At 70.1% G+C, this 11838-nt stretch carries 13 protein-coding genes; 7 read left to right on the forward strand and 6 right to left on the reverse strand.

What is annotated here, in order from left to right; translation table 11 throughout:
* Positions 1-61 precede the first annotated feature (61 nt).
* The 3 genes from ACFQV6_RS03450 to ACFQV6_RS03460 all read right to left on the reverse strand — a co-directional run bounded on the left by ACFQV6_RS03450 (position 62) and on the right by ACFQV6_RS03460 (position 4120).
* Positions 62-1750 (reverse strand): capsular polysaccharide synthesis protein, encoded by a 1689-nt coding sequence (locus tag ACFQV6_RS03450; RefSeq protein ID WP_378025832.1) that lies wholly within the window; start codon positions 1748-1750, stop codon positions 62-64.
* A gap of 267 nt (positions 1751-2017) precedes the next feature.
* Positions 2018-3556: a serine/threonine-protein kinase gene (locus ACFQV6_RS03455; RefSeq protein WP_378025833.1), complete on the reverse strand. Its 1539-nt coding sequence runs from the start codon at positions 3554-3556 to the stop codon at positions 2018-2020.
* Positions 3557-3763: 207 nt separating this feature from the next.
* A complete protein-coding gene (locus ACFQV6_RS03460; protein WP_378025834.1) occupies positions 3764-4120 on the reverse strand; it encodes a nuclear transport factor 2 family protein in 357 nt (118 codons plus the stop codon).
* A 107-nt stretch (positions 4121-4227) separates the two neighbouring features.
* Here ACFQV6_RS03460 and ACFQV6_RS03465 point away from each other — a divergent pair, with 107 nt between their 5' ends.
* From ACFQV6_RS03465 to ACFQV6_RS03480, 4 genes are all read left to right on the forward strand, one after another.
* A complete protein-coding gene (locus ACFQV6_RS03465) occupies positions 4228-4686 on the forward strand; it encodes a hypothetical protein (protein ID WP_378025835.1) in 459 nt (152 codons plus the stop codon).
* Between the two features lie 86 nt (positions 4687-4772).
* A complete protein-coding gene (locus ACFQV6_RS03470; protein WP_378025836.1) occupies positions 4773-5126 on the forward strand; it encodes a VOC family protein in 354 nt (117 codons plus the stop codon).
* Between the two features lie 141 nt (positions 5127-5267).
* Positions 5268-5894 carry a TetR family transcriptional regulator gene (locus ACFQV6_RS03475; RefSeq protein ID WP_378025837.1) on the forward strand — a complete coding sequence of 209 codons (627 nt, stop codon included), beginning with the start codon at positions 5268-5270 and terminating at the stop codon, positions 5892-5894.
* A complete protein-coding gene (locus ACFQV6_RS03480) occupies positions 5891-7480 on the forward strand; it encodes an MDR family MFS transporter (protein ID WP_378025838.1) in 1590 nt (529 codons plus the stop codon). Before ACFQV6_RS03475 ends, ACFQV6_RS03480 begins: the two co-directional genes overlap by 4 nt.
* A 90-nt stretch (positions 7481-7570) precedes the next feature.
* Here the strand turns inward: ACFQV6_RS03480 and ACFQV6_RS03485 are convergent, their stop codons facing one another.
* Positions 7571-7927, reverse strand: a complete 357-nt coding sequence (locus ACFQV6_RS03485) for an STAS domain-containing protein (RefSeq protein WP_328461928.1) — start codon at positions 7925-7927, stop codon at positions 7571-7573.
* A gap of 283 nt (positions 7928-8210) precedes the next feature.
* Here ACFQV6_RS03485 and ACFQV6_RS03490 point away from each other — a divergent pair, with 283 nt between their 5' ends.
* Positions 8211-9200: an AraC family transcriptional regulator gene (locus ACFQV6_RS03490; RefSeq protein WP_378025839.1), complete on the forward strand. Its 990-nt coding sequence runs from the start codon at positions 8211-8213 to the stop codon at positions 9198-9200.
* Between the two features lie 150 nt (positions 9201-9350).
* On the opposite strand, the gene ACFQV6_RS03495 is transcribed toward ACFQV6_RS03490, so the two are convergent.
* Both ACFQV6_RS03495 and ACFQV6_RS03500 read right to left on the reverse strand, forming a co-directional pair.
* On the reverse strand, positions 9351-9680 hold the full coding sequence (locus ACFQV6_RS03495; RefSeq protein ID WP_378026251.1) for a hypothetical protein: 330 nt from the start codon (positions 9678-9680) through the stop codon (positions 9351-9353).
* Between the two features lie 338 nt (positions 9681-10018).
* Positions 10019-10930 (reverse strand): Gfo/Idh/MocA family protein, encoded by a 912-nt coding sequence (locus ACFQV6_RS03500; protein WP_378025840.1) that lies wholly within the window; start codon positions 10928-10930, stop codon positions 10019-10021.
* 66 nt (positions 10931-10996) lie between these two features.
* On the opposite strand from ACFQV6_RS03500, the gene ACFQV6_RS03505 reads away from it, so the two are divergent.
* Positions 10997-11362 (forward strand): hypothetical protein, encoded by a 366-nt coding sequence (locus ACFQV6_RS03505; protein ID WP_378025841.1) that lies wholly within the window; start codon positions 10997-10999, stop codon positions 11360-11362.
* Positions 11355-11786 (forward strand): hypothetical protein, encoded by a 432-nt coding sequence (locus ACFQV6_RS03510; protein WP_378025842.1) that lies wholly within the window; start codon positions 11355-11357, stop codon positions 11784-11786. The genes ACFQV6_RS03505 and ACFQV6_RS03510 overlap by 8 nt, the downstream gene beginning before the upstream one ends.
* The last annotated feature ends 52 nt before the right edge of the window (positions 11787-11838 follow it).

Raw genomic sequence — 11838 nt, forward strand, 5'->3', positions numbered from 1 at the left:
GGCCTGTCCGGGCAGGTCACGGAGTTCGCGGGAATTGTGGATCAGCGGGGCGCGCGGCCGCTCAGGGCAGATCCCCCCGGATGACGCGCGCCAGGTACGACTCGCTGCTCAGCTCCCGCTCCGCGTACTTGTACTGGAGTTTGTGCGCGAACGCACCCTCCACGATCATCTGATACGTATCCGGGTCATACGGCCGGAACATCACCGCCTGCAGCGCGTGCGGCGGTTTCGAGTTGAGCCGCGTACCGGTGTTCCACTCGAGGCGGAAGCGTTCGTCGAGGTGGTGCAGCATCTCGAAGATGTGGTGGTAGAGAAAGTTGTCGGCGGCCGTGCCACGCAGTTCCCACCAGAGCAGCGCCGCCGCCCGCCACAGATGCAGCACGTAACTGTCCGGCCGGGCGGCCAGGAACCAGTTCGAGATGAACGGACCGGTGTAGTTGAAGGCGAAGACTCCGCTGCCGGCGAGGGCCGCGTCGACGCGCGGGCGCAGCGGCTCGGTCACGTAACAGGTGGCGTCGACCCACACGCCGCCGAATTTCTCGAGCAGCAGCAACCGCAGCACGTCGGAGAAGTGCCGGCGATCAAGAGCAAGATCTTCCGGTACGTCTACATAGTTACGAACGTTGGCGTCGGTGATCTCGTGCACCCGGCTGCCGGGGTTGTTCGCCTTGAGCGCGGCGAGACAGGCCTGGACCACGGGTGGCGCCTCGGTGAAGCCCTGCGCCCAGTACATGAAGATCGGCTGGTCGAAGGTGCTGGTGACCGGCGCGGCCAGGCGCTGCTCGGCCTGCGTCCGGATCTGCTCCAGCCGATCGGCGACGAAGATTCCCAGCTCGCGGCGGGCACCGAAGTTCTTGGCGTCGAGGTCGAGCACGGCGCGGCCGTCGAACGGCAGTTTGCTGTCGTGCTCCAGCGCCGTCGCGGAGATCCGCCTGCTGTCGTCGCCCCGCTTCAGCCGGTCGTACGCCGACGCCAGCGCATACCCCCGCTCGTACGCCTCCGGCCGCCTGGCCACCGCGTCGCGCAGCAGCTGCTCCGCCGCCGTCCACCGCTGCTCGGCCAGGGCACGCAGCCCCAGCTCGTACGCCGCCGCCCCGTCCGGATCGCCCGCCTCGAACACGGTCTCCGCGGCAGCGGCCCGGCGGGTACGGCGCGACGGTGACGCGTTCGGCTTCCCGCTCCACGCGTAGGTGTGGACCAGGTCGTCCGGGGTGTCACCGTCGAAGTGCTCGACCGGCGCCGCCGTCTCGGTGAGCGTGAAGTCGTACCAGTGAACGGCACCGCCGCCCCCGGCCATCCCGCTGTGCAGGCTGATCCACACACTCGTCGCCCCGGCCGGCACGGTGAAGGTCACGCTGATCCGATGGTGGCCGAACTCGTTGCGCGCCGGCGGCGACACGGGCAGCACCTGCCGGGTGCCCGAGTCCACCACACAGCCCGGGACCAGCCGCAACGCGGCCGGGTGCAGCCCACCGGTCAGCGGTGCGGGCAGGAAGACCGAGACGCTCGCGGTGTAGGTCGCCCCGGCTCGCATGCCGAGCCGCATGGCATCGGGTGCCTCGTGGCCGCCGGGCGAGATGTACGTGTCGTTGGTGCGGCCGACACCCTCGACCCGGACACCGGACGTGCCGGGCCGGCCGGGGATCTCGCCCGCTTCGCACGAGTTGTGGGAGTGCACGTGGACGCCGCCCGCCTCGAACGGCCGGTCCAGCGGCCCCCGGAAACCGGGGTCGGGCACCAGGTTGACCACGACCGGCGACCTCGGGACCGAGGGTGGCGCAACCGGGCGGTTTCCCCCGGTCGCCGCTGCCCGAAGCCGGGCGAGTCCGGTCCTGAGGGTGATCGCGGTCGTCATCGATTTCCCTTCGCACCACGCGTGAGGGCGCAGTGAGCAATTTTCCACCTGTCATCGGGCTTGAAGCTGCCGAGCCGTTGTCCGGCGCCGGCGGCCGAGGCCCTCGCCATGTTGAAAAAGGCTCAGTCTAGGGCCTGCTCCGCCCTCCGGATCCGGGGCGTCTCAGAGCGGCAGGACCACAGCGGACGGACGCGATCCGACGCAGGTCACGGTCATCCGATGACGCGCCAGGTCCTTCGCGAAGACCACCGACGGTGCGACAGCCGGGCCCGGATCGGCGCGCTCCACCGTGAAGCCCTCCCGCGGTTCCCAGGTCAGCAGTTCGGCCTTTCCCTCGGAGCAGCGGGCCACCACCGATCCGCCCGCCGAATCGAGCCGGACACTTTCCGCGGCTGCGGGCGCGGTCGGCGATCCACTGCTGCCGCTGGGTGGCGGTGGTGCCTGCGAGGTGACTGACGGCGGCGACAGCGAGGGTGCCGGTGCGGGCGCGACCGAGGCGCTACCAGCGGCCTGAGGTGCGCGTTCCGACCTGGTGGGCCCGGCTGCGGTGCGCGTCCCGGCAGTCGCACCGGGGACCATTTTGCTCACTGCCGGTGACGGGTCCGGCGGCGCGGCGACCCCGGGCACGGGTCCCCTCTTGTCGCCGGAGGAGGGCCAGAGGATCGGCACGGCGACGAGCAGGGCCGCGATGACGGCGCCGGCCAGGAGCTTCTTCCGCTTCCACCACGGGGGTACGCCCGGAGCCCGGTCTACGACCGTTCGCGCGGGGGCGACCAGAACCGTGTCGTCCCCGGCGGCGGTGCTGTCGTCGACGTCCACCGCGGTGACCATCCGGGTCGGGTCGGTTCGGCCGTTTCCGCGTACCCCATCGGTGTTCTTCGCACTCGCGGCCTCGGCCGCGTCACCCAGCACGCCCGCCACCTCGGCCGCGTCCGGACGGTCCGCCGGGTGCTTGGCCAGGCACTGGGCCACCAACTCGGCGATCTCGTCCGGCACGCCGGGCAGCGGCGGCAGCGGCGCCGGCTCCAGATAGACATGTGCATTGATCATCTGGGTGGTGGTCTCCACGCTCCACGGCGCCACCCCGGCGAGCAGGCGATAAAGGAGCACACCGAGTGCGTACACGTCGGAGGCCGGCTCGATCTCGCTGCCGGTCAGGCGCTCCGGCGCGAGGTAGGCGGGCGTGCCCAGCAGCGCGTCCTCGGGTTTCGCCGGACCCGCGACCGCGGCGATGCCGAAGTCCACCACCTTGGCCCCCGCCGGGGTGACCATGACGTTCGCCAGCTTGATGTCGCGGTGCACGAGGCCGTCCTCGTGCGCGACCGCGAGGGCCGCGGCGATCTCGCCGCAGATCCGGAAGACGCGGCGCGGCGGAATCCGGCCGCGCGCCACACGCTGTTGCAGCGTCGGCCCATTGATCAATTCCATGACGACGTACGGGACCGGGCGGCCGTTCTCCTCGGACTCCCCGAAATCGTAGATCTGCGCGATGTTCGGGTGCGAGAGGGTCGCGGCGGCTCGCGCCTCGTGCAGGATCCGGGCCCGGAACCGGGGTTCACCGGCATAGCGCCCGGCCAGCACCTTCACCGCGACCGGCCGATTGAGCACCTCGTCGAGGGCACGCCAGACGACGGCCATGCCGCCACGGCCGAGTTCGGTCTCCAGCCGATATCGGCCGCCGAGTTTTCTCTCCACCTCCACGGAGGCGAGTCTGCCCAACGGCCCGGGAATTCGCACATCCGGGCGACCCCGAGCGCCATTCATCTTTCACATTTCGTATTCAGCGGATATCGCCGGGAATTCTGCTGTTGTCCAGGCCCTGGAGACATTCCGCAAAGTTCGGCATCAGCCATTTATCGGGCCGAATCGGCGCGAAACCATCGTTGACCTTTTCATCCCGGAGGGCGACTAGTCAGGCTCCTGCATCCACCACTCGGTGAACTGGCGCGCCTGACCGGTCTCGTCCAGGCGCAGCACCCAGAGGTTGCGATAGACCCGATCCGGATAGGTGGTGCTCGCCTCGATCACCGCCAGGTCGTCGCTGACGATCAGCGGGTGCCAGGTGAAGGCCGTCGTGCCCGATTCGTCCTGGCGCTCCAGCCAGGCGGTCACGATCGCCTCCCGGCCGACCCACGGCTTCGCGTACGGCTCGGTGAAGTAGGCCGCGTCGTCGGCGAAGAGGTCCCTGATGTCGTCCGCGTCGTTCGACTCCCAGGCCTTGCGGTAGTTGTCCACCCAGGCCGTCACCGCGTTCAGGCTCGTCATGGCAGGTCCTCTCCTCGCGCCTCGTGCCCTTGTGCTCACCTTGCCGGCGTTGCTCACCTTGCCGGCCGTTGCTCACCTTGCCAGCCCGGAAACGTAGGGTCGCCCCCATGACCGAAAGCTGGCGGCACCTGCCACCTCCGGCCCGCCCGATCGCGGCCGCCACCGTCGCCGCCGTCGGCGCCGTCCAGGCCGGCGACGCCGGCGCACTCGACGACGCGACCGGCACACTGGCGGGCCTCGACCCGGCCCAGAGCGGCCTCATTCTGGGTACGACCGTCCGGCTCCTCCTCGAGGACGGCCACCCGGACGGGCTCACCGCCGACGACGTCCGGGCCGCCCTGGCGAGTTGCGTCCGGTCCTCCCCCGACGCGGACCCGCAGGTGGTCCTCTGGCTGCTGGCGGGGGCTCTCGGCGTGCTGGACGAGGACGGCGTACCCGCCCCGAAACCGGACGCCCTGGCCCGGCACGCCGCCATCCTGCTCGCCGATCTGCTGGCCGGCCGCCCGGCCGCACCGTGGCTGACCGCGGCCCTCACCGAGATCGAGCAGTCCCAGCTGAACGACTGACCGTCCCAGCTGAACGACTCACCAGGCCTGCTGATCGTTGAACCCCGGTACTGCCTCGCGGGGGACGACGAACAGGGAGGATTGCCTTGGGCCTGCAATTACGGCCGCTGATACACGTCGCGGACATGGCCGCCGCGATCCACTTCTTCGAGCAGCTGGGCGGCGCGCTGATCCACGGTGACCAGGACTGCGGGTGGGTGCTGATGCAACTCGGCACCACGCAGCTCGCCCTGACCCGTGACGAGCAGTCGCGGCCCGGGGTGGAACTCTGCTTCGGCAGCGTCCTGCCGCTGGACGAGATGCAGGAGCGGCTCAACGCGGCCGGGCTGACGGTCACCGAACTCAGCACCGACCGGGATTTCGGCGAACAACTCGAGGTACGCACACCGGACGGCCTGCTCATCAAAATCAACCAGCGGGAGCCAAGTCCGGTCCTGTGACCTTCGAGTGCCCCCGCGCCCGCACAGAGGTCGCCGCGAGCGGCACCCGGCCGAGGCGATGCGAGCGGCACCCGGCCGAGGCGATGCGAGCGGTACCACAAAACTTTGCAGAGACTGCAAGTTTCCGCGTAGCCTGCCCGGGTGCCCGCCACACCACCACCCAGCCGCCGGGAGAGCAAGCGGCAGCAGACCCGGTTCGCGCTGATCACCGCCGCGCTCCGGCTCGTCGACGAGCGCGGCGCCGACCGGGTGACCGTCGACGAGATCAGCGCGGCCGCCGAGGTGTCACCGCGCACGTTCTTCAACTACTTCCCGGCCAAGGAGGACGCCCTCGTCGGCGACCCCATGGAGGGCTGCACCGACATACGGCAACAGCTGCTCGCCGTCGCACCCGGTACCCCACTGCCGGCCGCCCTGATGGAGGCCCTCGCCCCCGCGGTCCACCACATCCAGGAGGACCGGGAGCTCTGGCTGCTCCGAATGCGCGTGATCGAGGCCAACCCGCAGCTGCTCCCCCAGCTCATCGCCGCGGCCGCAACCGCGGAACAGAGCCTGACCGACGCCGTCGCCGAGCGCGCCGGACTGCCCGTGGACCACGCCTATCCGGCGGTCGCCGCCGCGGTGTCCAGCGCCGCCCTTCGCGTGGCCGTGATGCGCTGGGCCGCCGACACCGCCGCGCGCCCCCTCTCCGACCACCTCCGTGAGGCCTTCGACACCGTCGCCGGCGGCCTCACCGCACCCACACCTCCTCAGAAAGCGAACCGATGACCACCACCCCAGAAGAAGCTCCGGCCGACGCACCGGCCGACGCTCCGGCGGAGACGTCCGGCCGGATGACGCACCGCGAGGTGATCCAAGCCCTCTCCGGCCTGATGCTCGGCATGTTCGTCAGCATCCTGGCCTCCACCGTGGTGGCCAACGCCCTGCCCCGGATCATCGCCGACCTCCAGGGCAGCCAGTCCGTCTACACCTGGATCGTCACCGCCGAGCTGCTCGCGATGACCGTCACCGTCCCGCTCTGGGGCAAGATGGCCGACCTCTGGAGCAAGAAGCTGCTGATCCAGCTCTCGCTCGGCCTCTTCGTGACCGGCTCGCTGATCGCCGGATTCACCCCGAACGTCGAGGTACTGCTGGTCAGCCGTGTCGTTCAGGGTGTCGGCGCCGGCGGCATGACCGCGCTCGCGATGATCGTCATGGCCGCCATGATCCCGCCCCGTGAGCTGGGCCGTTACTCCGGCATCTTCGGCGCGGTCTTCGGTGTCGCCACCATCGCCGGCCCGCTGATCGGCGGCGTCCTCGTCGACACCTCGTGGCTGGGCTGGCGCTGGTGCTTCCTGATCGGCGTGCCGTTCTCGCTGGCCGCCATCGCGCTGCTGCAGAAGACGCTGCACCTGCCGGTGGTGCGCCGCGAGGTGAACATCGACTGGCTGGGCGCGATCCTGATCACCGCGGGCGTCAGCACGCTGCTGATCTGGTCCACGCTCGCCGGCCAGCGCTTCGACTGGGCCTCCTGGCAGACCGCGGCCCTGGTGGCGGGTGGCCTCGTGCTGCTCGCGCTCGCCGTGTTCGTCGAGTCGAAGGTCAAAGAGCCGATCATCCCGCTCGGCATCTTCCGGCACCGCACCGTCACGCTCACCATCGTCGCCAGCGTCCTGGTGGGCGTCGCCATGTTCGGCGGTACGGTCTTCCTCTCCCAGTACTTCCAGGTGTCGCTCGGCAAGTCACCGACCGTCGCCGGCCTGATGGGCCTGCCGATGATCTTCGGCCTGCTGGTCTCGTCCACCGTCGCCGGTCAGCTCATCACGAAGTACGGCAGGTGGAAGGCCTACCTGGTGGCCGGTGCGATCGTGATGACCGTCGGAATGCTGCTGCTCAGCACCATCGGCGCCGGTACCAGCGTCGTGGTGCTCTCGGTCTACATGGCGGTGCTCGGCGTCGGCGTCGGCCTGCTGATGCAGAACCTCGTGCTCGCCGCCCAGAACGACGTGCCGGCCGCGGAGCTGGGTGCCACCACCTCGGCGCTCACGTTCTTCCGCAGCATGGGCGGTTCGATCGGGGTGAGCGCGCTCGGCGCCGTGCTGGCCAACCGGGTGACCACGCTCTTCGGCGAGCGGTTCGGCGCGGCGGCCGCCGAGGGCCCGGCCCAGGTCCCTGACCTGGAGACGCTGCCGCCGGAGGTGCTGACCGTGATCAAGGACATCTACGGTACGGCGACCGCCGACCTGTTCCTGATCGGTGCGCCGATCGCGTTCCTCGCGGTGATCGCGGTGATCTTCATCAAGGAGAAGCCGCTCTCCACGCTCACCGGTGACGAGCGCGCCCGGCAGGAAGCCGCGGCGGCGGCGATCCACTGACCTTGATGAACACGCCCTGGGGGTGCCGGTCGAAATCGGTCGGCCGGCGCCCCACGGAAGCGTGATAATCGGCCCGCGAGGGACGCCCGGTCAGGAGGGGCGCAGCCCCACCGAAGTCCGCGGGGACGGCGGCTCGGCACACCCGAGCAGGCCGACCAGCCCGGAGACCCAGAGCTGCCGGTAGACCGTGGCGCTGGGATGGCTGACAACCAGCTTGACGCCGCTCGCGGCGGCGGTGTGGAAGCAGGCCACCAGAATGCCGATCCCGATGCTGTCGATCAGCATGACCCGTTGCAGGTCCAGACAGATCTTGCTCGGCGTCATGCTGGTCAGGACGTCATTCACCGCGTCCCGCATGACATGAGCGTTGTCCAGATCGATCTCACCGCTGGGTGCGATCTCGACGGTCCCGTCGGCCAGCTGGCGGGTCGTGATCGGCAGATACACAGCTGCCCTCTTCCTGGCATCGAGCCGGGGCTGACGCCGACTTTCCGCGGTATTTGCGCCGGCCCGGAAAGGCCGTACGCGAGGGGCGCGCGCTGGGGACGCCGTCTCGGAACCCGCGTTCCTACAACAATCCGCTGGTCTGCAAGTTACGCCACGTAGGCGCGGAACGCCAGAGTAGTTCATATGGCCGGAATGTGCTGGAACGGTCACTGCGTGGCGCCCACGTTGACTGTCCACTGACTTTGACCGAATACTCACCGTATGCGATGGAGCGCCACGCGCAATGGTTGACGCCTTACCGCGCGCCACATCAGCGACGGGAACTGTCTACTTCGACAGCGTCGACGCGAACAGGGCCAGGGAGGCTCTGAATCGTTTTTACCATCCCGTGTCCCTCGGTTTCCCCGACGGCGGTGACCCGGCGATCGAGGTGGAAATGATCCAACTCGGACCGCTCACGGTGGGATATCTGACCTTTTCGGGCCGTGCCACTGTCGACGCACCCGAGGTGGACGCGTACCACGTCACGCTGCCCACGACGGGGCGGGTCCGGGCCCGGCAGGACGGCCGCGAGGTGACCGCGACACCGGACACCGCCCTGGCCTTCCGGCCCGGCGACCCGATTCACCTGCGGCACGAGGCGAACACCGCCGAGCTCGAGCTTCGCATCGAACGCTGGGCGCTCGAGGCCGAGCTCGCCGCCCTGCTCGGTCACCCGATCGAGGGACCGATCGACCTGCCGTCGACGTTCGACCTCACCGAGGGGCCGGCGCACAGCTGGAGCCGGCTGGTCAGACTGCTCCGCGACGAACTGGACCACGAGACGAGCCTGCTCTACCAGCCGCTGATCGCCGAGCAGTTGTGCAGCAGCGTGCTGAGCGGCCTGCTGCTGAGCGTTTCGCACCGCTATCACGACGAGTTGGTCGCGCCGGCCTCCGTGGGACCGCCGCGGGCGATCCGGCGCGCGGTGGAGGCGATCAACGAGGAACCGGAGCGCGCCTTCACCGTCGCCGACCTCGCCGTCCTCAGCGGGATGAGCGTCCGGTCGCTCCAGGAGGGCTTCCGGCGGCACGTCGGCCTCGCACCCATGGCCTACCTGCAGCAGATACGGCTGACGCGAGCCCGTGAGGCCCTGCGGCGCGGAGACCCGGCCCGGATCACCGTCGCCACCGTGGCGCACCGCTGGGGTTTCGCCCACCTGGGCAGGTTCGCGTCGGCATACCGCAAGCGCTTCGGAGAATCACCCTCGGAGACGCTGCGAACCGCGCCCTGACGATCCCGCTCTCCAGAGCACAGCAAGGCGGGAGCCAGGGCCAGAGCAGGGCGGGAGCCAGGGCCACAGCAAGGCGGGAGCCAGGGCCAGAGCAGGGCGGGGAACCGCCGCGTCACTCTCCCGAGTCGCAACGGGCCGGCAAAGGTGGCGTTACTCCCCCGGGTCGCAGCGGGGCTGGGACACGTCACGGACCGGCCCGTGCGACGCGGAGGCGCCGAACAGGTGGCCACGTGTCGGTACCCAGTCGCGCCAGGGAGCCAGCCGGGACGGCACCGTGGCCATCTCTCCGTCTCCCGCGCCGCGTTGGTCACGCAGGTAGGACACGACACGCTGGGCGGCTTCCTCGCCGTTCTGGGCGAGGCTCAGCAGCATGCGCTGATCCGTCTCGTCGGCGGGCGCCCGGCTCGCCGCTCGTAGCAGGGCGGCCATGCCGGCCAGCGCCCGCGCCGCGTCGTACGCGTCTCGCTCGGCTTCCCACATGCCCGTCACGCTCGTGCTCCGCCGCACGTGGAGACGGGCCTTACCTTCGCTGCGGTGCAGTCGGTCATGCGGTGCATCCCCTCACCCCCCACACTCACTCCGGGGTTACGTCGCGAGGCTGCCGAGCCATCGCTGGACGTGCGACCCGATGAGTGTGACAAGCCGAAAATGTATTCGGCTCGCTACTTTGCGTCCATCCGTAACGCGCGGGTTCTGTCCAGTTAGCGCTCAGTTCGGACACTCTGGGGTGGCTGACCGGTCGGTGACCGCGTGTCCGTCTCGTTCCGCGGCTACCCGACCTGGAGATCAGAAAACCTGAAACGGGACATTGTGACGGGTCAGTTTTCGAGGCGTACGGTCGTGCCTTCCCGGATAGCTCGCTCGGCCGCGACCAGGACCGCAGTCACCGTGACGCCGAAACGCACGTCGCAGTCCGGCTGCGCCCCGCCGCCGGCGGCGGTGATCAACTGGTCCAGCGCCCGGCCCAGAGCCACCTCCGGCCGCCACCGCGTCTTCGGCGGCTCCAACAGGCCGGCCTCTCCCGCGAAGACCGCCTCTTCGCGGGCCGCGGCGGCCGGCGCGTCCACCGAAAGGGTGAGCCGGCTGATCGCGCCACCGGCGTGCCGCAGCAGCAGGTGGGTCAGATCACGCTCGCCGGCCATGCCGGTCACCTCGGTCACCGGGCCGAGCACCGGCACTACCAGGGCGAGCGCGTGCGGCCCGACGTCCCAGAGGCCGCCGCGCTCACGCCGCCACGGCGAGGCGCCGAACGGGTTGCCCTCCTGGAAGATCGAGCCGAGGTGGTCGACCCGCGCCTCGGTCCAGCCGCCGGTGGCGATGGCACCGGCGAGGAACTCCTCGCTCTCCGGCGTGAAGCGCCGGGTGAAGAAGACCACCGAGGCCAGATCACGCGCGGCGACGGCCGCGGCGACTGCTTGCGCCTCTTCGGTACGCAACGCGACGGGCTTGTCCAGTACGAGGTGGCGTCCGGCCTCCGCCGCGCGCAGGGCGAGCGGCGCCTGCACGTCCGGCGGCAGGGCGATCGCGACCGCGTCCACGTCGGCGATCAGGTCGCCGGCGTCGGCGTACGCCCGGACGCCGTACTCATCGGCCAGCGCTGCCGCCTTGCCGGGGTCCCGGCCCCACACGCCGGTGAACTCCACCCCCGCATGTGCCGCCAACGCCGGTGCGTGGGCGAAATGCGCCCAGGGTCCCGTACCGAAAAGTCCGAAGCGCACTGGATCGCCCATCCGTAGCCACTGAAGATCGCCAGGCCGGAAGTTACCAGCCCAACGGCACATCAGTAACCTGGCCGGGTGAACGGTCCCCTCTCGACGGCGACAATTGTCGCCGCTCTCGTGCTGGCCGCGTGGTATCTGCTGCGCGCAGCCCTCGATCGCGCGCCGAGCCGGATCGACCTGGCAGGCACCGCCGCGCTCAGCGTCCTGGTCGCGATCCTGGTCGCGGTCGCCGTGGCGGGTCTCTTCGACGGCAGCCGCCCGCAGGACGTGCCCACCTTCGCCGGCTACCTGATCACGACGATCGGCTTCGCACCCACGGCGGTCATCCTCGCCAAGATGGAACCGACCCGCTGGGGCAGCCTGATCCTCGGGATCGGCTGCCTCGTCCTGCCCGTCCTCGTGCTGCGGCTGCAGCAGATCGCGTCGGTGACCGGTGCCTGACGAATCCGCCCCCGCTGCCACCCGGCCCCGCGACGCCGCGCTCAACACCGGGCTCGGCCGGGTCCTGCTGCTGGTCTACGGCATCTTCGCGCTCTCCGCGAGCGCCCGGGCCCTGGTGCAGATCAGCACCCACTTCGCCGAGGCGCCACTCGCCTACCTGCTCTCCGCCTTCGCCGGCCTGGTCTACATCGCCGCCACCGTCGGGCTGGCCCGGGGCGGGCCGCGCGGCCGGATGATCGCGCTGGTCAGCTGCAGTGTCGAGCTCGCCGGCGTACTGGTGATCGGCACCCTCAGCATCGTCGACGCGGTCGCCTTCCCGGACGACACGGTGTGGTCCCACTTCGGCAGCGGCTACGGCTACGTCCCGCTCGTCCTGCCCTTCATCGGCCTCTGGTGGATCTGGCGCCACCGCCCCACCACCTAGCCGACCGGGCTGGTCATGAGTGCCCTCTCAGAGCCGCCGAGTCAGCACTGGC

This window comes from Actinoplanes sp. GCM10030250 (assembly GCF_042666575.1).
In the GTDB taxonomy this organism is placed as follows: domain Bacteria; phylum Actinomycetota; class Actinomycetes; order Mycobacteriales; family Micromonosporaceae; genus Actinoplanes.

Bases quoted from the DNA above. Each gene is read 5' to 3' on its own strand.
- ACFQV6_RS03460 (WP_378025834.1), bottom strand. From the start codon at position 4,120: ATGACGAGCCTGAACGCGGTGACGGCCTGGGTGGACAACTACCGCAAG.
- ACFQV6_RS03465 (WP_378025835.1), top strand. From the start codon at position 4,228: ATGACCGAAAGCTGGCGGCACCTGCCACCTCCGGCCCGCCCGATCGCG.
- ACFQV6_RS03480 (WP_378025838.1), top strand. From the start codon at position 5,891: ATGACCACCACCCCAGAAGAAGCTCCGGCCGACGCACCGGCCGACGCT.
- ACFQV6_RS03490 (WP_378025839.1), top strand. From the start codon at position 8,211: ATGGTTGACGCCTTACCGCGCGCCACATCAGCGACGGGAACTGTCTAC.
- ACFQV6_RS03495 (WP_378026251.1), bottom strand. From the start codon at position 9,680: ATGTGGGAAGCCGAGCGAGACGCGTACGACGCGGCGCGGGCGCTGGCC.
- ACFQV6_RS03500 (WP_378025840.1), bottom strand. From the start codon at position 10,930: ATGGGCGATCCAGTGCGCTTCGGACTTTTCGGTACGGGACCCTGGGCG.